This is a genomic window from Streptomyces sp. SLBN-31, from assembly GCF_006715395.1.
Lineage (GTDB): Bacteria > Actinomycetota > Actinomycetes > Streptomycetales > Streptomycetaceae > Streptomyces.
Genome location: NZ_VFNC01000002.1, coordinates 2,356,148 through 2,377,800 on the forward strand (window position 1 = coordinate 2,356,148; position 21,653 = coordinate 2,377,800).

The following is a 21,653-nucleotide window of genomic DNA, read 5'->3' on the forward strand; positions in this document are numbered from 1 at the left end:
GCTAGGCCGTAGCAGACTCGAACATGCGCACAGCCACTGGCATCCGAGGGCTCGGAAGCCGAAGGGACGGCGATCACGCATGAGCGGAAACAGGGCAGTCGCGTATCTCAAGCCGGGCGCGGTGGAAGTCCAGTCCATCGACTACCCGACGCTTGAAGTGAAGGACGGGCCGGGGGTCGCGCCCGACAACGTCGGCCGGAAGTGCCGGCACGGGGTGATCCTCAAGGTGCTCGCCAGCAACATCTGTGGCAGCGACCAGCACATGGTGCGCGGGCGGACGACCGCGCCCGAAGGGCTGGTCCTCGGACACGAGATCACCGGAGAGGTCGTCGAACGGGGTCCCGACGTCGAGTTCATCGATGTCGGCGACATCGTCTCCGTACCGTTCAACATCGCCTGCGGGCGGTGCCGCAACTGCAAGGAGCGCAAGACCGGCATCTGTCTGAACGTCAACCCGTCCCGCCCGGGAGCGGCCTACGGCTATGTCGACATGGGCGGCTGGGTCGGCGGTCAGGCGGAGTACGCCATGGTCCCGTACGCGGACTTCAACCTGCTGAAGTTCCCGGACCCGGACCAGGCCCGCGAGAAGCTGCTCGACCTCACCATGCTGTCGGACATCTTCCCGACCGGGTTCCACGGCGCGGTGACCGCGGGCGCGGGCGTCGGCTCGACGGTGTACGTCGCCGGGGCCGGCCCGGTCGGTCTGGCGGCGGCCGCGTCGGCGCAGCTGCTGGGTGCGGCCGTGGTCATCGTCGGCGACCTCAACACCGAACGCCTCGCCCAGGCGAGGAGCTTCGGCTGCGAGACCGTCGACGTGTCGCAGGGTGACATCGGGGAGCAGATCGAGCAGATCCTCGGCGAGCCCGAGGTGGACGCGGCGGTCGACGCCGTCGGCTTCGAGGCCCGGGCCCACGGCCCGGACGCCCAGGAGGCGCCCGCCACGGTCCTCAACTCACTGATGTCGATCACCCAGGCGGGCGGCGCCCTGGGCATCCCGGGGCTCTACGTCACGGACGACCCCGGCGGGGTCGACGAGGACGCGAAGTCTGGGACGCTGAAGGTGCGGCTGGGCCTGGGCTGGGCCAAGAGCCACCGCTTCACGACCGGGCAGTGCCCGGTGATGAAGTACCACCGCAACCTGATGCGGGCGATCCTGCACGAGCGTGTGCACATCGCCAAGGCGGTCAACGCGACCGTCATCGGCATCGAGGACGCGCCGCGCGGCTACGCCGAGTTCGACCAGGGCGCCAGCCGCAAGTACGTGCTGAATCCGCATGGGGTGCTGGACAGCCTGCAGCCCGTCTGAGGGCCGGTGAGAAGTACGGTGCCCATGCCACGGCCACGCGCGCGTGGGCACCGCCCTCCGCTCCCCGGTCTCGATCCGCTAGTCGTAGTGCCGGGCCTCGAAGACGTTCCCGTCGGGGTCACGGAAGTAGAAGCTGCGCCTGGCCTTTCCGCGGGCGCCGAACGAGTCGTGGTCGATGTCCGACACGGGCACCGAGCCCTCCTGGAGTCGGCTCCGCAGTTCCTCGAAGTGCTCGGCGGGCATGGCCAGGCAGACGTGGTTGACCGGGTGCCCCGAGCTCTCGGCGGCTCCCGGGAGCATCCGCATCCGCTCCGCCATGGTGAGCGGCATGAGATCGAGGATGGTCTCCTCGTTGAGCCGTACTGAGGGGAAGGGCGCTGTGCCCTCGGCGAATTCGGTGAGCCGCAGCGTTTCCAAGCCGACGGTCTTCTCGTAGAAGCCGGCCGAGGCCTCGGGGTCGCGTACCCAGAGGACGACGTGGTCGAGGCGTGCCGTGTTGTCGGTCATGCACCCAAGGCTCGTGTCGTCCTCGACCGACCGCAAGGGTTTGACCGGGCACGCCGCTTGCCAGAGATGAGGGGAGAAACGAACGACAGGAGGCGGGCTCGTGGTGCTGGTGGTGTCGGAGGAAGTACGCGAGGCGGTCGACGCGCGTCGACCCGTGGTGGCCCTGGAGTCCACGATCATCGCGCACGGGCTGCCACGTCCGCGGAATCTGCAGGTGGCGCTGGAGCTGGAGGACGTCGTACGACGGGAGGGCGCCGTTCCGGCGACGATCGCCGTGCTGGACGGGCGGCCCCACGTCGGCCTCGACAAGAAGCAGTTGGAGCGGGTCGCGAACGAGGACGGCATCCGCAAGCTGGGCCATCGCGATCTGCCGCTCGCGGTGGCTTCGGGGGCCAGCGGGGCGACCACGGTGTCGGCCACCGCTCTGCTGGCGGCGCTGGCGGGGGTGCGGGTGTTCGCCACGGGCGGCCTCGGCGGCGTGCACCGGGAGTGGACGGTCACGCAGGACGAGTCGGCCGACCTGGGACTGCTGGCGCGGACGCGGATCACCGTGGTGTGCGCGGGTGTGAAGTCGATCCTGGACGTGCCGGCGACCCTGCAGCGTCTGGAGACGCTGGGCGTCGCGGTGGCCGGATACGGCACGGACCGCTTCCCCGGCTTCTATCTGTCCGACTCGGGACATCCGGTGGAGTGGACGCTGGAGAACCCCGGGCAGGTGGCGGACGTCATGCGGGCGCAGGACGCGCTCGACGGGCCGGAGTCGGCGCTGATCGTCGCCAATCCCGTGCCCGAGGAGGAGCAGCTCGACCCCGAGTTGCACGCGCGTGTGCTGACCGAGGCACTGCACGCGTGCGAGGCCGAGGGGGTCGCCGGGCAGGCCGTCACGCCGTTCCTGCTCGACTATCTGGTGCGGCACACAGACGGCGCCTCGCTCAGCGCCAATCTGGCGGCGGTACGCGGCAACGTAAGGCTCGCGGCACGGATCGCGGCGGCCTGGGCCGGAGCGTGACGACGACGCCGGAGGGGGCCGGATCCGAGGGTGTGCGGGCGGCGGTCACCTCGGCGGGCGGTGCCCTGCTGGTCGTCGGCGACGTGATCACGGATGTCGTCGCCCGGCACCGCGGGCCGCTGGCACCGGGGACCGACACCGCTGCCGCGATCCGCACGGTGCCGGGTGGGGCCGGCGCCAATGTGGCCTGCTGGGCGGCACACTGGGGCTGCCCGGAGGTGCGGCTGCTCGGTCGGGTCGGCGCGGACGCGGCGGACTGGCACGAGCGGGAACTGACCGCTTGCGGGGTGCGGCCGCGGCTCGTCGTCGATCCGCAGGCGGCCACGGGAACGGTGATCTGCCTGGTGGACGCGGGTGACGCGGCCGAGCGGACATTCCTGACCGACAGCGGGGCGTCGCTGCGCCTGGACCCCGACGACTGGTCGGACACGCTGCTGGACGGCGTGGCCCGGCTGCACCTGTCGGGCTATCTGCTGTTCTCCGATCCCAGCCGAGCGCTGGTCACGGTCGCGCTGGAGGCGGCACGCGCGCGTGGTGTGCCGGTGAGCCTGGACCCCGCGTCGGCGGGATTCCTCGCGCGGCTGGGGGTGGAACGCTTCCTGGGCCTCGTCGACGGACTGGACCTGCTGCTGCCGAGCCGGGACGAGGCGTGCCTGCTCACCGGGCTCCCCGACCCGTCGGACGCGGCCGCGAAGCTGAGCCGGCACGTGCCGCTGGTGGTGACCAAGCAGGGCCGGGACGGTGCTCTGGTGGCCCACTCCGGTGCGGTCTCCGCCCACGTCCCCGCCGTACCGGCGACTCCCACGGACACCACGGGAGCCGGTGACGCGTTCACGGGCGCCTTCCTCGCCGCGCTGGTCGCGGGCGCGGAGCCGGAGGACGCGGCGCGGGAAGGATGCAGGGCCGGGGCACAGGCGGTCGAGCGAGTGGGTGGGAGACCGCCGGGGAGGGGCTGAGCGGACGTCACGGTCGGGGAGGGGCTCAGCGGACGCCACGGCCGGGGAGGGACTGAGCGGACGCCACGCCGGGCAGGGACTGAGCGGACGCCACGGTCGGGCTTCCCGTGACCGGTCCCGCGGATCTCCCAGCACCTCCCCGCACGTCTACGCCCTGCGCCCCCAAGCGGAGATCATCGGGGCAGTGGCCAGGTCCATTCCCCCGGCGGCCACCTTGGCGAGATGGGTCTCGATGTCCTCGTCCGTGGCGAGTCCGGCGTCGACGAGCCGGCCGCGGATCTGGCGGATCGTGGCGGATTCCAGGGCCGCGCAGGCGGGTGAGGCGAGCGGGAAGTAGGCGTCGGCCTCCACTTGGCGCAGACCCGCCTCGCGCAGCAGTCGGGGCAGGCGGCGGCCGTAGGAGAGGTCGGCGCCGCGGTCGGCGAGGAGTTGGCGGAATCCGTGCCGCAGGCGGTTGGCGAGGCGCTGCTCGGGACCGTGTTCGTCGGGGCAGGCGAGGGGCTGCAGGGCAGGGTCGGCGTCCTCGATCAGGAGGCGGCCGCCGGGGCGCAGGGCCGCGATCATCGACCGCAACGCCCGTTCGTGGTCGGGGACGTGGACGAGGACGAGCCGGGCGTGCACCAGGTCGAACCCCTCCCCCGGTGGTTCCTCGGTGCCGACGTCGTGGACGCGGACGTCCACCGGCGGGCGTGCGGCGGCGGCCAGGAGGGAGGTGTCGATGTCGGTGGCGACGACCTTCCCGGTCGGTCCGACCTTCTTGGCCAGCCAGGACACCACGGAGGTGCCGCCGGCGCCGACCTCCCAGCAGCGCCAGCCGGGGCCGACGCCGAACCCTTCGAGGTGCCGGAAGGTCGTGGGGTCGAAGAGCCTGGCGAAGGCGTCGAAACGCTCGGCCGCCTCGCTCTGCCGGTTGTCGAGGAGATACCCGTCGGATCGCGTCATGCCGCGATCATCCCAGTTGCCCCGGTTGCGGCGAGCGGTCGACGCGACCGCACCTTCCTGCGCCGTCCTTCGGCGAACCGTCCGAGAACCAGTCGTCGAGCCCTGGCGTCCACATGCGCAAACCCCCTCGTCCACAGGCGGGAACAAAGCGGAATCCTCTGTTCCCACAGGCTCGCCCGGCGCTTACGAAGACCTGGCAGACTGGCGCGCCACGACGCAGGAATGCGGCGCAGCGCGAACGAGCAGAAGGAGCTGAGGGCTCCTGACGCGAACGGCAAGTCACGCACGAGGAGATCCACGCGAGGAGATCCAGATGTCCATGGCAGGGAATCTGCGGAAGGTCACGAGCCTTGGCAGGGTCGGCGGCCTCCGCAGGGTGGCACGGCTGACTCGACGGCGCCCGCGCGTCGACCTGAGCCACCCGGCCCGGTCCCCCCTGGGCTCCTCGGTGGTGAACTGCGTGAGCTATCGGGACGGTGTGCGGGTGCCGGGTGGCAGCGATCTGGTCGACACGGTGGAACGTGTGCGCAAGAACCGGGACGGCTTCGTCTGGCTCGGTCTGCACGAGCCGACGGACGACGAGTTCGCGGGCATCGCCGAGCTGTTCGACCTGCACCCGCTGGCGGTGGAGGACGCGGTCGAGGCACATCAGCGTCCGAAGCTGGAGCGGTACGGCGAGACGCTGTTCGCGGTGTTCAAGACGGTCTGCTACGTCGAGCACGAGCAGCTGACGGCGACCAGCGAGGTGGTGAACACCGGCGAGATCATGGTGTTCGTCGGCGAGGACTTCGTGATCACCGTCAGGCACGGCATGCACGGCTCCCTCGGCCCCCTGCGCGAGGAACTGGAGGCCGACGCGCAGCAACTGGGCAAGGGTCCGGCCGCGGTGCTGCACGCGATCGCGGACCACGTGGTAGACGACTATCTGAACGTCACGGACGCGGTGCAGGCGGACATCGACCAGGTGGAGACGGACGTGTTCGCGGAGAGCGGCGCACGGACCGACCCCGGGCGCATCTATCAGCTGAAGCGTGAACTCCTCGAACTGAAGCGGGCGGTGGTGCCGCTCGCCCGCCCGGTCGAGGACCTCGCGACACGGCCGATCCGGGTGGTCGACCCGGAGATACAGGCGTACTTCCGTGACGTACTCGACCACCTCATGCGGGCGAAGGAGCAGATCGCCTCCTTCGACGAGCTGCTCAACTCGATCCTGCAGGCGCATCTCGCGCAGGTCACCGTCGCGCAGAACGAGGACATGCGGAAGATAACCGCCTGGGCCGCCGTGATCGCCGTACCGACGATGGTCTGCGGGGTGTACGGCATGAACTTCCAGTACATGCCGGAGCTGCACTGGAAGTTCGGCTACCCCCTGGTCATAGCCGTGATTTCGGCGGCCTGCCTGGTCCTCTACCGCGGGTTCAGGCGCAACGGCTGGCTGTGAGTTCCAGGTCGGCGGTCAGCCGGTCGTCGTCCTGGCGTAGACGCCGTGGGCGAAGTCGGCGATCTGGTCCCCCGTCAGGTGCTGGGCCAGGTCGGCCTCGCTGATCATGCCGACCAGCCGCTTGTTGTCGATGACGGGGAGCCGGCGGATCTGGTGGTCGCGCATCTCCCGCAGCACGTCTGCGACATCGGCGTCCGCGTCGATCCAGCGCGGGGTGCCCTTGGCCATCTCGCCGGCGGTCACCCTGGCCGGGTCGTGGCCCATGGCCACACAGCCGATGACGATGTCGCGGTCGGTCAGGATGCCGCACAGCCGCTCGCCCTCGTCGCTGATGGGCAGGGCTCCGACGTTCAGCTCGCGCATGAGCTGGGCGGCGCGGTCCAGGGTCTCGTGGGCGGGGATCCACTGGGCGCCCCGGTGCATGATGTCTCCGGCGGTGGTCATGGAGTACCTCCCGGTGCCGGGCGGCCGGCGCGGCACAGGACGCACCGCGGGAACCGGCGCCCTACATTCTCGCCGCGCGACATGACGGCCGCATCCGCAGCGGGACGGGCACCGCTCAGACGTTGAAGCCGACGATCCTGCGCGGGGTGACACGGATGATCACGCGGACCTCGTCGTCCTTCTCCGCGGGCGGGTCGATGCCGAGGTACTTGTGCGAGAGCTCGTACGGCAGGCGCTTGGCCTCGTCGGGGAGGATCTCGGCGGTGCCGCGGATCTCGACCGAGGTGTAGGGGTCGGCGAGGTCGAAGACAGTGAGGCTGACGCGGGGGTCGCGGCGGAGGTTGCGGACCTTCTGGCGGCCGTCGGTCGAGGAGAAGAGCACGGTGTCGCCTTCCCGCTTGATCCACACCACCGAGTTGTGCGGAGCCCCGTCGGGGCCGAGCGTGGCGACGCCGGCGAAGTTCTTGCCGTCGAGGAGGGCGCGGACGGGATCGTCGAAGGTGACGGGGCCCGCGGAGGAGATCGTCATGCGGCCAGGATAATTAAATGCACGCGCATAGAAAAGAGGTTTGCCGAACCACCTGTTCCAGGGTCACCCGCTCCACGCCGGATGGCGAGGATCGTCCGCACGAACGAGCACGTCGGCCGTGCCGGCCGGGTCGGTCTCGGCTTCGTAGCGCTCGTAGGCGGGGAGTGTCCAGTGGTCGGTCTCAGGGGTGCGGCGGCGCAGGGCACCGGGCGACAGGAGGACGTGGACGGTCAGATCGAAGGGGAACCAGTGACGCAGCAGGAGGGGGCCGTGGAGCAACAGAAAGCCGCTCGGCGGGAGTTGGACGTAGTCGCTGCGGGTGGCCCGGTCGGTGGCCGGGTCCCGCAGGTCGGGCAGGACGCGTCCGTCGGCACCGGGTTCGAGGGGGCCGAACACCTCGCGCCACAGGGCGCCGGTGTCGAACCAGCCGTTGTAGTAGGCCTCGACGTCCTGGCGACCGTACTCGAGGCGGACCGAGGCCGGACGCAGGAAGCCCTGGGCGCCGACGACCAGCGAGGGGCGACCGCGTGTACGCAGCGACTCGGCGACGCGTTCGGCGAGGTCTCCCGGGCGGGCCGCCGGGGCGCCGTCGAAGGCGACGCGGGGCCAGGGGCTGCCGTCGGCGGGCTTCAGGCCGAGCAGTCGCTCGGCCAGGAGGTCGCCGAGCCGGTCCCAGGTGATCGCTTCGAGTCGCACACGGCCCATGATGCGTCAGGCACCGGTCGCCGGCGTCGTCGGTGTGGCGCGAAGGGCGGGATCGCGAAGGGCGGGATTCGGAGTGGTCCGCGGATGAGGCGGGGGAAGGAAACACGTATGGCGCACCTCGCGACTCCCCCGCCCCGCACCGGACTTCTCGTGATCCAGCCGCTCAAGAGACGCCGTTGCGCGGACTGCCAGGCGGGGCCGCTTGGGATGCTCGTGCTCGAAGAGGGAACGCCGCGCTGTCTGGACTGCGCCGACCTGGGACATCTGGTGTTCCTGCCGCGCGGCGACACGGCGTTGACGCGGCGGTCGCGGGAGGAGAGCACGCTGTCGGCGGTCGTCGTGCGGTTCAACCGTCGGAAGTCGCGCTACGAGCGGCAGGGCGTTCTGGTCGAGGAGGCGGGGCTGGCCCGGGCCGAGGAGCGCTGCCTGGCGGACGCGGAGGCGCGGCGCCGGCGTCGGGCCCGGGACGCGCGGCGGCGGGCCGCCGAGGACGTGCGGTTCGCGGAGGCGTTCGCGGCCGAGATACGGCGGCTGTTCCCCGGTTGTCCTCAGGAGCGGGCGCGGGCCGTCGCGGGTCACGCGTCGGCGCGGGGCAGCGGGCGGGTCGGCCGGAGCGCGGCCGGGCGGGCGTTGTCGGAGGGGGCGGTGGTCGCGGCGGTGGCGGCGTCCGTGCGGCATCTGGAGACGCCGTACGACCAGCTGCTGATGAGCGGGGTGCCGCGGCACGAGGCCAGACGGCGGATCAGGGCGGGGGTGGAGACGGTGCTGCGGAGCTGGCGGTCGGCGGGGACGGGTGCGGAGGCGGGCTGAGGGATCGGGAGCGGGGCCGGTGGTCGTGCCGTCGGCCTGGACGCTCGCGCATGGGCCCGCGTTCCTCGGCCATGGTCCCGGTGCTCGGACGGGGTTCGACTTGTGGTGACGGGGGCGCCGGGCGAGATACCGGCCGACACGGGGAGTTGAGGTTGTGGTGATCGATGGACCGTACTTCTGGCTGACGGTGCTGGGGGTGCTCGGGACCGGTGTGGTGGCCGGGGTGTTCTGCGGGTTCTCGACGTTCGTGATGAGGGCACTGGCCACGCTGCCGCCGGCACAGGGGGTGGCCGCGATGAACGCGATCAACACCACGGCGGTGATGCCGGCGTTCATGATCGTGTTCGTGGGGTCGGCGGTGCTGTGCGCGGTGATCGGCGTGGTGACGTTCGTGCTGTGGCCCGAGAGCGGCACGGCGGAGCTGCTGGTGGGCAGTGCGCTGTATCTGTTCGGGTGCTTCGGGGTGACCATGGTGGCGAACGTGCCCCGCAACGAGATATTGGGCAGGCTGGATCCGGGCACCCCCGAGGCTGCGGCGTACTGGCCGTCGTACCTGCGCGAGTGGACGTTCTGGAACCACGTCCGGACGGTGGCCTCGGCCGGGGCGGCGCTGGCGTACGTGCTGGCGATCACCTGAAGGTGTCCTGAGACGTTCCGATTTCGGGCTCAGGGTGTCCTGAGACGTTCCGATGGCGGGCTGAGAGTGCCCTGAGAGGTTTCCGGGGCGGGCTGGGCGGCCTCTGAGAAGGCCGGTCCGAAAGCGCTGTCCGCCCACTCTGCGCCCGTGCCCGACCCGTCGTATCGTGGCCGGAAGAGTGCCGCCCTATTACGCACGGCCGTCGTACCCGCAGCAAGGAAACCGGCCATGGCCGATCCCAAGGGTTTCATGACCACGCCCCGGCAGGACTGGCCCCGGCGGCCGGTCGAGGAGCGGGTGCGGGACTGGAACGAGGTCTACGTCCCCGGGGCGTTGCTGCCGATCGTCAACCGGCAGGCAGACCGTTGCATGGACTGCGGCGTGCCGTTCTGCCACGACGCCTGTCCGCTCGGCAACCTGATCCCGGAATGGAACGACCTGGTCAGCCGGGACGACTGGCGGCAGGCGGCCGACCGGCTGCACGCCACCAACAACTTCCCGGAATTCACCGGACGGTTGTGTCCGGCGCCCTGCGAGGCGGGGTGCGTGCTGGCGATCAACCAGCCCGCGGTCACCATCAAGAACGTCGAGGCGGCCATCGCCGACCGGGCCTGGGAACTGGGGCTGGCGCCGCCGCGGCCGCCGGAGCGGCTCTCCGGACGGACCGTCGCGGTGGTCGGCTCGGGGCCGACCGGGCTGGCGGCGGCACAGCAGCTGACGCGGGCCGGGCACACGGTCGCGGTGTACGAGCGGGACGACCGGCTCGGCGGGCTGATGCGGTACGGCATCCCGGAGTTCAAGATGGAGAAGCACCATCTGGAGCGGCGGATCGAGCAGATGCGGGCCGAGGGGACGAAGTTCCGCACGTCGATGGTGGTCGGCCGGGATGTCGGGGCGTCCGAGCTGCGCACGCGCTACGACGCCGTGGTGATCGCCACCGGGGCGACGGCGTGGCGCGAACTGCCCGTCCCGGGGCGCGAGCTGGACGGCATACATCAGGCCATGGAGTACCTTCCGCTGGCCAACCGGGTGTGCGAGGGGGACCTCGAGAGCTCCCCGGTGTCCGCCGCCGGGAAGCACGTCGTCATCGTCGGCGGCGGTGACACCGGCGCCGACTGCCTGGGTACGGCGGTGCGCCAACGGGCCGCCTCGGTCACCCAGTTGGACATCTACGCGCAGCCGGGCACCGAGCGGGACGAGGACGCCGAGCCGTGGCCGACGTACCCGAAGATCTACCGGTTGTCGGCCGCCCACGAAGAAGCGCGTGAGCTGCGGACGGCGCCGGCGGCGAGGGCGGACGCGCGGCTGTTCGCGGCGTCCACGCTCCGCTTCACCGGGGACGGGGGCGGGCATGTGCGATCGCTGCATCTGGTCGAGGTCGACGCGGCCCGGCGCCCGTTGCCGGGCACCGGGCGAACACTGCCCGCCGACCTCGTGCTGCTGGCGCTCGGCTTCTCCGGGCCGGACCGGGGCGACGGGCTGATCGACCAGCTGGGGCTTCAGATGGAGCCGCGCGGGACGATCAGGCGGGACGCCGGGTTCGTGACGAGTGTGCCGGGCGTGTTCGCCGCCGGGGACGCCGCTCGCGGGCAGTCGTTGATCGTGTGGGCGATCGCGGAGGGGCGGGCGGTGGCGGCGGCCGTGGACCGTCACCTGACGGGGAGCTCACAACTGCCGGCACCGATCGGCCCGTTCGACCGGCCGATGATGGTGTAGCCGTACGGCGAACGGAGGTGCCTCAGCGGCGCCGCTCGTCCGTCCCCGCCACCTTGCCCGTCGACAGCGCCACCCTGTTCCACGTGTTGATCGTGAGGATCAGGGCCAGCACGTGGGCGAGTTCCTCTTCGTCGAAGTGGGCAGCGGCCTCGGCGTAGACGTCGTCGGGGACGCCGCCGTCGGACACCAGGGTCACCGCCTCCGTCAGGGCGAGGGCGGCCTGCTCCTTCTCGGTGAAGAAGTGGCGGGCCTCGCGCCAGACGGCGACCATGTGCAGCCGGTCCTCGCTCTCCCCCGCCCTGCGGGCGTCGTTGGTGTGCATGTGCAGGCAGTACGCGCAGTGGTTGAGGAGCGAGGAACGGATCTGGACCAGTTCGACGAGCGTCGGGTCGAGGCCCTCGCGGGCGGCGGCGTCGAAGCCGACGAGGGCGCGGAAGACCTTCGGGGCGGACTTCGCGAAGTCGAGGCGCGTGCGGGGCGAAGCGGCCGCGGCGGCGGGGCCGGCGGGGTTCGTGAGGGAGGTCGTGTGCGTCATGTGATCGACCCTACGGACCCGATAGACCGGTTGTAGGGTGCATTTCCATGGCGAAATCGTGGGTCAATTCCGCGGAGCGGGTCGGGACCGACCTGCATCTGGAGCTGTCCGGGACGGGCGGGCGGCGGGCCGCGCTCATCGCCGCGCTGCGCGAGGCCGTACGCGACGGGCGGCTCGCTCCCGGCACCCGGTTGCCGCCCTACCGCTCGCTCGCCGCCGACCTGGGCGTCGCCCGCAACACGGTGGCCGACGCGTACGCGGAGCTGGTCGCGGAGGGATGGCTGACCGCCCGGCAGGGATCGGGCACCCGTGTCGCGGACCGCGCCACCCCCTCATCGCCGACCGCCCCCACCCCCGTCCGCGCGCCCGCGCCCACACCCCCGCGCCCCCCGCTGCACGACCTGCGCCAGGGCACGCCGGACGCCTCCGCGTTCCCCCGCGCGGCCTGGCTGGCCTCCTACCGGCGGGCCCTCCAGCAGGCGCCCAACGAGGTGTTCGGACCCGGCGATCCGGCCGGGCGCGTCGAGCTGCGGGAGGCGCTCGCGGAGTATCTGGCACGCGCGCGTGGGGTGCGGACGGATGCGGACCGGATCGTGGTCTGCTCCGGGTTCGCGCACGCCCTGCGGCTGCTGTTCGGCGGCGGAGTGCTGCGCGGGCCGCTGGCCGTGGAGGCGTACGGGCTGCCCTTCCACCGGGAGCTGCTCACGGCGGCGGGTGTGCGGACCGTACCGCTGCCCCTGGACGAACACGGGGCGCGGGTGGACCGGTTGGGGCGGGAGCGGGCCGTACTGCTCACGCCCGCACACCAGTTCCCGACGGGCGGGCCGCTGCACGCCGAGCGACGGGCGGCCGTGATCGGCTGGGCACGCGCGCGTGGCAGTGTGGTGCTGGAGGACGACTACGACGGGGAGTTCCGCTACGACCGCAAGCCCGTCGGCGCCGTCCAGGGGCTCGACCCCGAGCGGGTGGTCCTGCTGGGCTCGGTCAGCAAGAGCCTGTCACCGGCCGTGCGGCTGGGCTGGATGGTGCTTCCGGAGCGGTACGTCGAGGGGGTGCTGGCGGCCAAGGGCGAACGCGAGGCGTGGGCGAGCGTCCTCGACCAGCTGAGCCTCGCCGACTTCCTCGCGAGTGGCTCCTACGACCGTCATGTGCGGCGGATGCGGCAGCGGTACCGGAGCCGCCGCGACCGGCTCGTGGCCGCCCTCGCCGCGCAGGCGCCGCACGTCGGGGTGACCGGGGTGGCCGCCGGTCTGCACGCGGTGCTGCGGCTGCCGCCCGGCACCGAGCGGTCCGCCGTGAAGGCCGCGGCCTGGCAGGGCGTCGCGCTGGACGGGCTGGCCGGGTTCCGCCATCCGGAGACGGACATGGAGGCTGCCGACGGCCTGGTCGTGGGGTACGCGACACCGGCGGAGCACGCGTACGAGGCGGCGTTGGAGGCGCTGTGCCGGGGGCTGCCCGGCGCGCTCTGAGGGGGGTGGCGCGCCGTGCGGACCGACTCCCGGTGTCGGGGCGTCGGCCAGCACGACCTGCGTGGACTGCGTGGACTGCGTGGACTGCGTCAGATCCCTGTGCGGGACCGTCCGGTTGACACGTGCCACGAACGGCACGCGGAGGTCCGGGGCCGGCGTCTGCCGGCCTTCCCCCACGTCCTGCCGTCGATCTCGACCATCGGCTGATTACCCATCAATTCATAACCATGGAAAGGAAAACGGGAAGAAAAGTCGCTGGAGCGCCGGACCATCGCGTCACGACAGCAGAAAGTCGGCCTCCCCCGCCTTGGCGCCCTCGATGAACGCCGTCATCTCGTCGGTGGTGTAGATCAGCGCCGGGCCGTCCGGGTCGGTGGACTGGCGGACGGCGATGCGGCCGTCGGCGAGTTTCATCGCTTCCAGGCAGTTGCCGCCGTTGCCGCCGCTCCAGGGCTTGTGCCAGCCCTCGCTGCCCAACTCCCGCGCGGGCATGCCGTTGTAGACGTGTTTGCGCGGCTTGATGCGATCCATTCACAGCTCCTTGCGGAGATCCCGGAGGATCTCCTTCGTGCGATGTGCCGTAGCGGCCTGCGCCGCCATGCGGTCCATGACCTCGAGGTGGGTCGCCACCTCGGCGCGCGCGTCCAGGTAGACGGCGCCGGTCAGGTACTCGCTGTAGACCATGTCCGGCAGTTCTGACATGGCAAATCGGAACAGCACGAAGGGGCCGAACGTGCCGGGGTGCGGGCCGCTCAGGAACGGCGCGACCTGCAGCGTGACGTTGGGCAGCTTCGTGGCGTCGAGCAGCTTGTCGATCTGGGCACGCATCACCTCCGGGTCGCCGACGGGGCGGCGCAGCGCGGTCTCGTCGAACACGGCCCAGAAACGGGGCGCGTCCGGGCGGGTGAGCAGTTCCTGGCGTTGTATGCGCAGCGCGACATGACGCTCGATGTCCTCGGGCCGGGTCTGGCCGATGGCGCCCGATCTCAGCACACCGCGCGCGTAGTCCTCGGTCTGCAACAGGCCGGGGACGAAGTGCGGATCGTAGGAGCGGATGAGGGAGGCCGCGCCCTCCAGGCTGACGTACATGGAGAACCAGCCGGGCAGGATGTCGTGGAACCGCTGCCACCAGCCCGGTTTGTTGGCCTCCTCGGCCAGCTGCACGAAGGTCTCGGCCTCCTCGTCGGAGACGCCGTAGGACTTCAGCAGCAGTTGCAGGTACGGGATTTTCAGGCCGACCTCGGCCATCTCCATACGGCGGACCGTGGCGGGGGCGACGCGCAGGACCTTGGCGGCCTCCTCGCGCTTGAGTCCGGCGCGTTCCCGCAGGTCCAGCAGGCGTCGGCCGAGGACGACCTGACCGACCGTCGGCGCGGACCGCGGCTCGCTCACCCTCCACCTCCCTCGACCCCTGGGAATCCACCAGCATGCTGACAGCCATACGGCGCCATTCGAAGACCTATTCGAAGATCTGTACGGTTCGGTACCGATCCACGCTGATCTCAACTGGCGCCGTTCGACGTGCTGTTGCGAGCAGTGTGCCACGCCGTTCCACAACGTCACACAGCACTCTGCAATTTTCAGAGTGACACTTGCCAAGTGTTCACGCCGGGGCGATAGTGGCAAGCGTGATTCCGTCCGCGCCCTTAGGAACAGACGCCGCCGAAGGCCACCCCCACAGCCTCGGTGCCGCCCCGGGAGCAGACCCCGCAGGGGTCGCCGCCGAGCGCCGGTTCCGATTCGAGCTGGCCGCCCATCCGGGCTCTCCCGCGCAGGCCAGACGCATGACCCGGGCGCGACTGAACGGCTGGTCGGTGTGCGAGGACGTCTGCGACACCGCCGCCCTGGTGGTCACCGAGCTGGTCACCAACGCCCTCGTCCACACCGCGAGCAGCCTCATCGTCTGCGAGCTGCACGACGGCGAGGACCTGGTGCGGATAGCCGTGCGTGACGAGGGCTGTGCGCCGGGTGCGCCCCATCCGTCGCGGGCTCGGCCCGAGGAGGAGCACGGGAGGGGACTGCTTCTTATCGACGCCCTCTGTCACGCGTGGGGAGCCCATGAACACGGCCCCGGTCTGCTGGTCTGGGCGGAGCTGCCGCGCAAGTCCGAGGAGCCGTGGCACGACTGCGGACCCTGCAACGACCTGGGCTGGGGAGCCCGCCCCAAGCCCGGCCCGGCCGGCGGCGACGGGGACGGCGACGAGGCGGACGCGCAGCACGGGACGGGGGCCGTGGGGGCCGCTCCGACCGCGCGGCTCCGAGAGGGGGGACGGGAGTGAGGGCCGCATCCGGCGGTCAGGTGCTGAGCCTGGACACGTTGGTCCGCCTCAAGCGCGGACTGCACGGCTCGGGCAGGCCCCGGCGGCTGCCCGTGCCCGAGGGGATGACGGCCCCCCTGGGCTGCGACGCGGTGGCGGTGCCCGCCTGCCTCGGCCCGCTGCTGATGCCCCGGCTGCCACGGGTGGGGTGCGTCTACGCCGATGAGGCGCACTGGTGGTGGCTGGTCCCGTCCGACTCCGACTACGCCCTGGAGTGGCCGGCCCCCGCCCTGTACGCCGCCGGGGCGGTTGTTCCGGACGCCCCGGCGGTCCCCGGCCTGATCCACAAGCCGGACGGCACGCTCCCGTACACCCCGCCGATACCGCTGTACCTGGCCCTGTGCCGGGTCACGGGCACGACGCCGACGTGGTCCCGCCCGGTGATCGCCTGACGGGCTGTGGCCCGTGGTTGCGTAAACACCGGCGCGGGGAGCCGGGGTCCGGAGTCCGGGGTCACCCGGCACAGGGCCCGCGCTGCCCGTGCATCGCTCGGCACTGGACCCGCGCGGCCCGTGCATCGCTCGGCACCGAACCCGCGCGGCCCGTGCATCGCCATGGGGCGTACGCCCGCGCGCTCGTCCTTCTCCCACCCGCGCCCTGCCCTCGCGGACGCCGTCCCGCGATAGTGGCCGTCCGGCGAGGTGAAGGGGGAAGCCGGCGGTGGGAAAGACGCGGGACTCGGACGGGCTGGGCGACGCGCGGCGCGCGGAGGAACGGGACGGCACACGGGACGCGGACCCCGGGGAGGAAGCCCGGGGCGCGGCAGACGGCGCGGGGACACGGGGACGCGACGCGCCACGGCAGCGGGACGCGACGCGGAAACCGGACGCGGCCCAGGAGCCGGATGCGACACGGCACCCAGACGCGCCGCAGGAATCTGACGGCACACGGGTGCCAGGCCGGACACGGAAACCAGACACGACAGAGACACCGAACCCGCAGCAGAAGCCCCGCCTCAGGGACCGCCGCCGTGGGAGGCGTGTGCTCGGGCGGAGGAAGAAGCGTGCCGGTGACGCGCAGCCCGGGGTGTCGGAGTCGGAGCAGTTGCTGTTCGGCGGGCCGCTGCGTTACGACATGGGCTGGAACCGGCACACCGACGCGTTCCTGGAGCTGAATCTGCGGGCGATGGTGACGCGGCTGCCGGAGCTGCTGGGGGCGAGCTGTCGGCTGGCCTGGCAGGCCGACCCGCGGGCGGCGCGCGCCGTGCTCGCGGCCGAGGTGGGCCGGGGCGTGGCGCAGGCGGTGGGCCTGCTCGCGATGAACAGCGTGCTGGGGCGGCTGATCGCCGGGGGCGCGATCGGGGACCGGCTGCGCGACGCCGTACCGGTACTGGCCGTGATGGCCGCCGTGGCCCTGGTCGGGGCGCTGCTGCGGGCCGCCTCCACATGGGCGACCGGGCGCCTGGAGCCCAAGGTGGAGCGGGTGGCCACCGAGTTGTACCTGGAGCGGGCGGCCGCCGTGGAGCTGGCCGCGATCGAGGACCACGCCTTCCACAAACTGCTGGACACCGCCCAGTACGGCGCCGGATCGGCGCGGCGGATGATCTCGTACGCCACGCGCGTGGTGAGCGCCCTGATCTCGCTCGTCGCGGCGGCGAGCGTGCTGACCGTGCTGCACCCGGTGCTGCTGCCCCTGCTGGCGACGATGACGCTGCCGACCGCCTGGGGCGCGCTGACGAACGCCCGGCGCCGCTACGAGTCCTGGCACACCTGGGTGCAGCACGCGCGGGCGAGCCGCCTGGTCAGCGGTCTGCTCACCGAACCGGAAGCGGCGCCCGAGATTCGGGTGCACGGGGTCGGCCCCTTCCTGCTGCGGCACTACCGGACCATGGCGGAGACGGCCGAGGCCGAGCAGGCACGGCTCGCCCGGCTCGCGGCGCGCACCGGGGTGATCGCGTCGGCCTGGACGGGCATCACGACGGTGGCGACGTACGCGACGCTCGCCGGGCTGCTGCTGGCCGGGGCGATGGCGCTGTCGGTGGCGGGTACGGCGGTGATCGCGATCCGGACGGGCTCGTCGAGTCTGGACAACCTGGTCGTGGCGGTCAATTCGCTGCACGAGGACGCGCTGTTCGTGGGCGACCTGCAGAGGCTGTACGTCGAGGCGGCCGAGCGGGCGATCCCGGTGGGCGGCGACGCCCTGCCCGAGGACCCGCGGGAGATCCGCTTCGAGCACGTCAGCTTCAGCTACCCCGGCGAGCCCGCGCGCCCGGCCCTCGACGACGTCACCCTCAGCCTCCCGCTCGGCCGGATCGTGGCCCTGGTCGGCGAGAACGGCTCCGGCAAGACCACCCTGGTCAAGCTGCTGGCGGGCCTGTACCGGCCGGACAGCGGCCGCATCCTGTGGGACGGCGTGGACGCGGCGACGGCCGACCGGTACCAGCTGGCCGAGCGGGTCGCGATGGTGGCCCAGGACTTCAAGCGCTGGCCGTTCACGGCCCGCGTCAACGTGGCGATCGGCCGTTCCTCGGCGCCGCTGACGGAGGACCGCATGGCGTCCGCGCTCGCCGAGGCCGGTGCAGAGGACGTGGTGGCCGGTCTGCCGCGCGGCCTGGACACTCTGCTCGCCCGCCAGTTCAGCGGAGGGCACGAGCTGTCCGGCGGTCAGTGGCAACGGCTGGGCATCTCGCGGGCGGCCTACCGGCGCGGCCGGATCCTGGTCGTGGACGAGCCGACGGCGGCCCTGGACGCCCGGGCCGAGCTGGAGGTCTTCGAGAAGATCCGCGCGCTGGCCTCGACCGGCCAGACGGTGGTCCTCATCACCCACCGGCTGGCGTCCGTACGGCACGCCGATCTGGTGCACGTGCTCGACCGGGGGCGGCTGGCGGAGTCCGGCACCCCGGAGGAGCTGCTGGCCGGTGGCGGTATCTACGCGGAGCTGTACTCGCTCCAGGCGGAACAGTTCACTGCGCCGGTGCCCGCCCCCGAGGCGGGATGACGCGCCTCAGGCGACCGCGTCCGCGGCCGCGTCACCACGCACGATCACCAGGAACATGTCCGTCGCGAGGTCCATGACGACCTCGGCGGCCAGTCCTTCCAGTCGTCGCGCGTGCGCGAACTCCTCCGCCGGCCACGAGCCTCGCGGCCCACCTGCGGGAAAGCGTTCGAGCACCATTCGCCCGTTCACCATCTCGCACCTCCAGAAAGCGTTGTGCTTGTAGGAGTTAACGCCTTCGGGGGCCGAAAGGCCTCGCTCAGTTGCGGGACTGAGACGTAGTTGACACTTGTTCAGCGCGGAGTGTGAGGATCCCGTAACTTTGCGATCATATTGGTCGCTTTCCGTATCAGTCCTCGTACTCATCGTGACAGCGGACGCGGGCGCTGTTCACAGGCGCCCCAGGAGACGACGCACGTCCCTTCGGTTCCTCCCAGTCCTCCTGTCGGCCCAGCGCGGTCAGGTCGAGCAGGCTCGTCGTGGACCCGAGCCCGTCGAGCCCGCGCCCGTACGTCGAGTACGTGTGACAGATGCGCTCCCCGTCGCGCAGGAAGCAGCTGACACCGGCTCGCTCGACGAGCTCGCCGTCCCGCTCCACAGTCGCCTCGAAGTCGTGATTGAAGTCACTGCCGAAGGACGAGTACCAGGGCAGCGTCCAGCCCATCCGCGCCTGGAACGGCAGGATTTTGGTGTACGTCGCCCGGGACGACCGCGAACGTCGTACCGCGCGCCGCCAGATGCGCCAGGTGCCCGATCTGGTCCAGGAACGCGGCGCAGTCGCGGCAGCCGGCGTCCCACTCCCCGCTCTGCGTTGAGCGCGCCGTGCGCGCGCGTGGCGGCCTTCTCCTTGACGAGCAGGTCGGCGCGCGCCGCGCGCCACTGCTCACGCGAGACGATCTCCGGAAGCGACATGGCCCCTCCTGTGCAGCGGTCCCTTCGGTGTGGTGAGCGGCGGGAGAGGCCGAACTCATCGGCGCCGCACGGGCTTTGCCGAAAGCCGGGGTTGGGCGGCACGTCCGGGGAGCCGTCCGGTACGACGACGGCCGCGGCCTCCTCGATGCCGATCCGTCCTTGATCGTCGTGCGCGCGGGCGGTGCATCCGGTGATGATGAGATCGGCGGGAGTCTCGGTCATACCGTCGACGTATGCCGCGGTTGTCGGAACGCCTGAGCCGAACCGCGCATCCTGTCGTCGCTCTACCGCGGAATCGGCCGGACGGGGATCCTTGGCTCACCCGGCCGGCCCGACGGCTCTGGAAAGGGGCCCGTCATGCTCCTCGGCACCTGGAACCTGGAGAATTTCTTCCGTCCCGGCGATCCCGGTGGGCCGCCGGACGATGCGACGTACCGGACGAAGCTCGCCGCGCTCGCCGCCGTCGTCACGGAGCTCGATCCGACGCTGCTCGGCGTGCAGGAGGTCGGTGACCCGGAAGCGTTGCAGGACCTGCTGGACCTGGTCGGCGGTGACTGGCACAGCGCGCTCTCCAAGCACGAGGACGGCCGGCACATCCGGGTGGGCGTCATCAGCCGCGCGCCGCTGCGGGTGCTGGCCGACACCAACGCCTTCCCGCCGGGGCTCCACCCCGTGCAGGTGAACGACTCCGGCACGGAACTCTCGGCCGCGGGGCGCGGCTTCCTGGCCGTCGAGGTCACGACGGACGCCGGTCCGCTGCGGGTGGCCGTGGCCCACCTGAAGTCGAAGCTCCTGGAGTATCCGGGGAACCGATTCTTCCCCCATGACGAGGGTGAACGCGCCCGCTACGGCGCCTACGCCCTGTACCGGCGCGCCGCCGAGGCGGCCACCCTGCGCGCCCTCGCCGACGAACTGCTGGCCGGGGACGGCCGCGCGCGGGATGTCGCCGTGCTGGGCGACATGAACGACGAGGTGCAGGCGGCGACCACGCAGATACTGCTCGGACCGCCCGGTTCCGAGATGGGCACCCCCGGCTACGACCGCCCGGACCAGGGCGACGCCGAGCGGCTGTGGGACGTGGCCCCGCTGATCCCGCCCGAACAGCGCTACTCCCGGGTCAACTCGGGGCGTCGGGAGCTCATCGACCACATCCTGCTGAGCCACCGCCTGGTCCACCGGGTGACGGCGGCCGGCACGGGCCTGCCCGGCGACGGCGCCGCGCACCTGCCGTCGGTGGGCCAGGACCCCTCCGAGCGACGCGGGAAGCCCGGTTCGGACCACGCGCCGGTGTGGGCACGGGTGGGTCAGTAGCGGCGGCGGCCGGCCCCCGTGGGTCAGTCCTCCGTCACCCTCAACTTCGACTGCCCGTGCGGCAGGGCCTCCCAGTCGTCCATGAACCGTGCCCGCAGCCCGTGCTTCTCGGCCAGGGCCACCAGCGTCTGCGTCCGGTAGTAGAAGTCCTCCCGCAGTACGTGGTGTTCCTCCCCCTCGGTGCGGTCGAAGGTGAAGTCGAACCAGCCGCCGGGCGCCAGCACCCGCCCGACGTGGGCCAGGCACTCCTCGATGACGTGCAGGGGCGAGTGCGAGAAGACGCTGTGGGCGTGTACGACGTCGAAGTGCGCGTCCGGCAGGAAGCGGAAGGTGAGGTCGCGGACGGGGGTCAGCGTGGGCAGCCGCTTCTCCAGGCCCATCTCCACGACCGTGTCCTGGGCGGCGAAGAGGATGTCGGGCGAGATGTCGATGCCGTAGTAGTGCCCGGGCTCCAGGTGCCGGATGAACCGCCAGCCGCCGCGCAGGTTGCCGCAGCCGATCTCCAGCATCCGGTGCTCGGGGCGCAGTCCGTGGCCGACGAGGTAGTCGAACTGCATCGCGCCGAGTGCCAGCCAGCGCTCGCGGGTTCGGCTGCCGACGGCCGCGTCCGGGCTGTCGCGGGTGTCCGACCGCATCACGGCCCGGTAGTAGTCGACGTGGTCGGGGTGGCGGTGGCTCAGCCACAAGTCCCTTGCCGCACGGGCGAGATGGCGGGGCACCCGGTCGGGGTGACGCAGCGCGTAGCCGAGGCGGTGGCCGAGGGCGGCGCGGTTGGCGGTGAGGTTCCTGGCGGGCATGGTCCGGCCTTTCCGAGACGGAGGAGCGGGGTACTGCCGCAAGCCTCGGGGCGGGGACGGGGTCTGCGGATCGGCCGACTGCAGCCGTCCGCCGGGCGGTTCGGGCGAGCACGATGTCAGCCGATCGGTTGATGCGGGACGGGGCGGGCCACGTTAGACACGGAACATGGAGAACACCGAGGGCCCGGGCACGGGGAGCGTCGAGGGCCCGGGGGCGGATCGTGACGCCGTTGCGGACCCGGGGGCGGATCGTGACGCCGTTGCGGACCCGGGGGCGGATCGTGGCGCCGTTGCGGACCCGGGGGCGGATCGTGACGCCGTTGCGGACCCGGGGGCGGATCGTGACGCCGTTGCGGACCCGGGGGCGGATCGTGG

The 21,653-nt window shown here is 71.8% G+C and carries 22 protein-coding genes and 1 pseudogene; 12 read left to right on the forward strand and 11 right to left on the reverse strand.

Annotated elements, in window-relative coordinates; genetic code table 11:
- Positions 1-79: 79 nt before the first annotated feature.
- Positions 80-1,306, forward strand: a complete 1,227-nt coding sequence (gene fdhA / locus FBY22_RS30820) for a formaldehyde dehydrogenase, glutathione-independent (RefSeq protein ID WP_142151255.1) — start codon at positions 80-82, stop codon at positions 1,304-1,306.
- A gap of 78 nt (positions 1,307-1,384) precedes the next feature.
- Here the strand turns inward: fdhA and FBY22_RS30825 are convergent, their stop codons facing one another.
- Positions 1,385-1,813 (reverse strand): VOC family protein, encoded by a 429-nt coding sequence (locus tag FBY22_RS30825; RefSeq protein WP_142151256.1) that lies wholly within the window; start codon positions 1,811-1,813, stop codon positions 1,385-1,387.
- A 100-nt stretch (positions 1,814-1,913) separates the two neighbouring features.
- Here FBY22_RS30825 and FBY22_RS30830 point away from each other — a divergent pair, with 100 nt between their 5' ends.
- Together FBY22_RS30830 and FBY22_RS30835 are read left to right on the forward strand one after the other, a co-directional pair.
- The gene (locus FBY22_RS30830) at positions 1,914-2,822 is read left to right on the forward strand and encodes a pseudouridine-5'-phosphate glycosidase (RefSeq protein WP_174267299.1); all 909 of its coding nucleotides are present in this window, start codon (positions 1,914-1,916) and stop codon (positions 2,820-2,822) included.
- Positions 2,819-3,778: a carbohydrate kinase family protein gene (locus FBY22_RS30835; RefSeq protein WP_399212122.1), complete on the forward strand. Its 960-nt coding sequence runs from the start codon at positions 2,819-2,821 to the stop codon at positions 3,776-3,778. The genes FBY22_RS30830 and FBY22_RS30835 overlap by 4 nt, the downstream gene beginning before the upstream one ends.
- 147 nt (positions 3,779-3,925) lie before the next feature.
- Here FBY22_RS30835 and FBY22_RS30840 read toward each other — a convergent pair whose 3' ends face one another.
- Entirely contained in the window at positions 3,926-4,720 is a 795-nt protein-coding gene (locus tag FBY22_RS30840) for a methyltransferase domain-containing protein (protein ID WP_142151257.1), read from the reverse strand.
- A 313-nt stretch (positions 4,721-5,033) separates the two neighbouring features.
- On the opposite strand from FBY22_RS30840, the gene FBY22_RS30845 reads away from it, so the two are divergent.
- The gene (locus tag FBY22_RS30845) at positions 5,034-6,161 is read left to right on the forward strand and encodes a magnesium and cobalt transport protein CorA (RefSeq protein WP_142151258.1); all 1,128 of its coding nucleotides are present in this window, start codon (positions 5,034-5,036) and stop codon (positions 6,159-6,161) included.
- A 15-nt stretch (positions 6,162-6,176) separates the two neighbouring features.
- Here the strand turns inward: FBY22_RS30845 and FBY22_RS30850 are convergent, their stop codons facing one another.
- The 3 genes from FBY22_RS30850 to FBY22_RS30860 all read right to left on the reverse strand — a co-directional run bounded on the left by FBY22_RS30850 (position 6,177) and on the right by FBY22_RS30860 (position 7,839).
- The gene (locus FBY22_RS30850) at positions 6,177-6,605 is read right to left on the reverse strand and encodes a CBS domain-containing protein (protein ID WP_142151259.1); all 429 of its coding nucleotides are present in this window, start codon (positions 6,603-6,605) and stop codon (positions 6,177-6,179) included.
- Positions 6,606-6,720: 115 nt separating this feature from the next.
- Complete coding sequence (locus FBY22_RS30855; protein ID WP_142151260.1) at positions 6,721-7,134, reverse strand: PPOX class F420-dependent oxidoreductase; 414 nt, start codon at positions 7,132-7,134, stop codon at positions 6,721-6,723.
- A gap of 63 nt (positions 7,135-7,197) precedes the next feature.
- Positions 7,198-7,839: a uridine kinase gene (locus FBY22_RS30860; protein WP_174267300.1), complete on the reverse strand. Its 642-nt coding sequence runs from the start codon at positions 7,837-7,839 to the stop codon at positions 7,198-7,200.
- Positions 7,840-7,947: 108 nt separating this feature from the next.
- On the opposite strand from FBY22_RS30860, the gene FBY22_RS30865 reads away from it, so the two are divergent.
- The 3 genes from FBY22_RS30865 (at position 7,948) to FBY22_RS30875 (ending at position 11,002) form a co-directional block, all read left to right on the forward strand.
- Positions 7,948-8,649 carry a DUF2293 domain-containing protein gene (locus tag FBY22_RS30865; RefSeq protein ID WP_142151262.1) on the forward strand — a complete coding sequence of 234 codons (702 nt, stop codon included), beginning with the start codon at positions 7,948-7,950 and terminating at the stop codon, positions 8,647-8,649.
- Between the two features lie 157 nt (positions 8,650-8,806).
- Positions 8,807-9,286, forward strand: coding sequence for a DUF1772 domain-containing protein (locus FBY22_RS30870; RefSeq protein ID WP_142151263.1), 480 nt, complete (start codon positions 8,807-8,809; stop codon positions 9,284-9,286).
- Between the two features lie 228 nt (positions 9,287-9,514).
- Positions 9,515-11,002, forward strand: coding sequence for a glutamate synthase subunit beta (locus FBY22_RS30875; protein ID WP_142151264.1), 1,488 nt, complete (start codon positions 9,515-9,517; stop codon positions 11,000-11,002).
- Positions 11,003-11,024: 22 nt separating this feature from the next.
- On the opposite strand, the gene FBY22_RS30880 is transcribed toward FBY22_RS30875, so the two are convergent.
- A complete protein-coding gene (locus FBY22_RS30880) occupies positions 11,025-11,537 on the reverse strand; it encodes a carboxymuconolactone decarboxylase family protein (RefSeq protein ID WP_142151265.1) in 513 nt (170 codons plus the stop codon).
- 47 nt (positions 11,538-11,584) lie between these two features.
- On the opposite strand from FBY22_RS30880, the gene FBY22_RS30885 reads away from it, so the two are divergent.
- On the forward strand, positions 11,585-13,006 hold the full coding sequence (locus tag FBY22_RS30885; RefSeq protein ID WP_142151266.1) for a PLP-dependent aminotransferase family protein: 1,422 nt from the start codon (positions 11,585-11,587) through the stop codon (positions 13,004-13,006).
- Positions 13,007-13,282: 276 nt separating this feature from the next.
- On the opposite strand, the gene FBY22_RS30890 is transcribed toward FBY22_RS30885, so the two are convergent.
- Together FBY22_RS30890 and FBY22_RS30895 are read right to left on the reverse strand one after the other, a co-directional pair.
- On the reverse strand, positions 13,283-13,537 hold the full coding sequence (locus FBY22_RS30890) for a DUF397 domain-containing protein (protein WP_058925966.1): 255 nt from the start codon (positions 13,535-13,537) through the stop codon (positions 13,283-13,285).
- Positions 13,538-14,398 (reverse strand): helix-turn-helix transcriptional regulator, encoded by an 861-nt coding sequence (locus FBY22_RS30895; RefSeq protein WP_142151267.1) that lies wholly within the window; start codon positions 14,396-14,398, stop codon positions 13,538-13,540.
- Positions 14,399-14,625: 227 nt separating this feature from the next.
- Between FBY22_RS30895 and FBY22_RS30900 the strand changes: the two genes are divergently transcribed.
- From FBY22_RS30900 to FBY22_RS30910, 3 genes are all read left to right on the forward strand, one after another.
- Positions 14,626-15,285: an ATP-binding protein gene (locus FBY22_RS30900; RefSeq protein ID WP_142151268.1), complete on the forward strand. Its 660-nt coding sequence runs from the start codon at positions 14,626-14,628 to the stop codon at positions 15,283-15,285.
- Entirely contained in the window at positions 15,282-15,716 is a 435-nt protein-coding gene (locus FBY22_RS30905) for a hypothetical protein (RefSeq protein WP_142151269.1), read from the forward strand. Before FBY22_RS30900 ends, FBY22_RS30905 begins: the two co-directional genes overlap by 4 nt.
- 682 nt (positions 15,717-16,398) lie before the next feature.
- Positions 16,399-18,261, forward strand: a complete 1,863-nt coding sequence (locus tag FBY22_RS30910; protein WP_142152571.1) for an ABC transporter ATP-binding protein — start codon at positions 16,399-16,401, stop codon at positions 18,259-18,261.
- A 6-nt stretch (positions 18,262-18,267) separates the two neighbouring features.
- Here the strand turns inward: FBY22_RS30910 and FBY22_RS30915 are convergent, their stop codons facing one another.
- Complete coding sequence (locus tag FBY22_RS30915) at positions 18,268-18,453, reverse strand: hypothetical protein (RefSeq protein WP_174267301.1); 186 nt, start codon at positions 18,451-18,453, stop codon at positions 18,268-18,270.
- A 154-nt stretch (positions 18,454-18,607) separates the two neighbouring features.
- A pseudogene (locus FBY22_RS30920) lies at positions 18,608-19,170 on the reverse strand (DUF899 family protein).
- 357 nt (positions 19,171-19,527) lie between these two features.
- On the opposite strand from FBY22_RS30920, the gene FBY22_RS30925 reads away from it, so the two are divergent.
- Positions 19,528-20,481 carry an endonuclease/exonuclease/phosphatase family protein gene (locus tag FBY22_RS30925; RefSeq protein WP_142151270.1) on the forward strand — a complete coding sequence of 318 codons (954 nt, stop codon included), beginning with the start codon at positions 19,528-19,530 and terminating at the stop codon, positions 20,479-20,481.
- Between the two features lie 23 nt (positions 20,482-20,504).
- On the opposite strand, the gene FBY22_RS30930 is transcribed toward FBY22_RS30925, so the two are convergent.
- A complete protein-coding gene (locus tag FBY22_RS30930) occupies positions 20,505-21,278 on the reverse strand; it encodes a class I SAM-dependent methyltransferase (RefSeq protein WP_142151271.1) in 774 nt (257 codons plus the stop codon).
- Positions 21,279-21,653 lie beyond the last annotated feature (375 nt).

What these genes read in the sequence shown, in the direction of transcription:
- FBY22_RS30840 (WP_142151257.1), bottom strand. Translation starts at nt 4,720, where the DNA reads ATGACGCGATCCGACGGGTATCTCCTCGACAACCGGCAGAGCGAGGCG.
- FBY22_RS30875 (WP_142151264.1), top strand. Translation starts at nt 9,515, where the DNA reads ATGGCCGATCCCAAGGGTTTCATGACCACGCCCCGGCAGGACTGGCCC.
- FBY22_RS30915 (WP_174267301.1), bottom strand. Translation starts at nt 18,453, where the DNA reads ATGGTGAACGGGCGAATGGTGCTCGAACGCTTTCCCGCAGGTGGGCCG.
- FBY22_RS30860 (WP_174267300.1), bottom strand. Translation starts at nt 7,839, where the DNA reads ATGGGCCGTGTGCGACTCGAAGCGATCACCTGGGACCGGCTCGGCGAC.
- FBY22_RS30825 (WP_142151256.1), bottom strand. Translation starts at nt 1,813, where the DNA reads ATGACCGACAACACGGCACGCCTCGACCACGTCGTCCTCTGGGTACGC.
- FBY22_RS30910 (WP_142152571.1), top strand. Translation starts at nt 16,399, where the DNA reads ATGGGCTGGAACCGGCACACCGACGCGTTCCTGGAGCTGAATCTGCGG.
- FBY22_RS30930 (WP_142151271.1), bottom strand. Translation starts at nt 21,278, where the DNA reads ATGCCCGCCAGGAACCTCACCGCCAACCGCGCCGCCCTCGGCCACCGC.
- FBY22_RS30850 (WP_142151259.1), bottom strand. Translation starts at nt 6,605, where the DNA reads ATGACCACCGCCGGAGACATCATGCACCGGGGCGCCCAGTGGATCCCC.
- FBY22_RS30865 (WP_142151262.1), top strand. Translation starts at nt 7,948, where the DNA reads ATGGCGCACCTCGCGACTCCCCCGCCCCGCACCGGACTTCTCGTGATC.
- FBY22_RS30885 (WP_142151266.1), top strand. Translation starts at nt 11,585, where the DNA reads ATGGCGAAATCGTGGGTCAATTCCGCGGAGCGGGTCGGGACCGACCTG.
- fdhA (WP_142151255.1), top strand. Translation starts at nt 80, where the DNA reads ATGAGCGGAAACAGGGCAGTCGCGTATCTCAAGCCGGGCGCGGTGGAA.
- FBY22_RS30925 (WP_142151270.1), top strand. Translation starts at nt 19,528, where the DNA reads ATGCTCCTCGGCACCTGGAACCTGGAGAATTTCTTCCGTCCCGGCGAT.
- FBY22_RS30845 (WP_142151258.1), top strand. Translation starts at nt 5,034, where the DNA reads ATGTCCATGGCAGGGAATCTGCGGAAGGTCACGAGCCTTGGCAGGGTC.
- FBY22_RS30855 (WP_142151260.1), bottom strand. Translation starts at nt 7,134, where the DNA reads ATGACGATCTCCTCCGCGGGCCCCGTCACCTTCGACGATCCCGTCCGC.
- FBY22_RS30880 (WP_142151265.1), bottom strand. Translation starts at nt 11,537, where the DNA reads ATGACGCACACGACCTCCCTCACGAACCCCGCCGGCCCCGCCGCCGCG.
- FBY22_RS30890 (WP_058925966.1), bottom strand. Translation starts at nt 13,537, where the DNA reads ATGGATCGCATCAAGCCGCGCAAACACGTCTACAACGGCATGCCCGCG.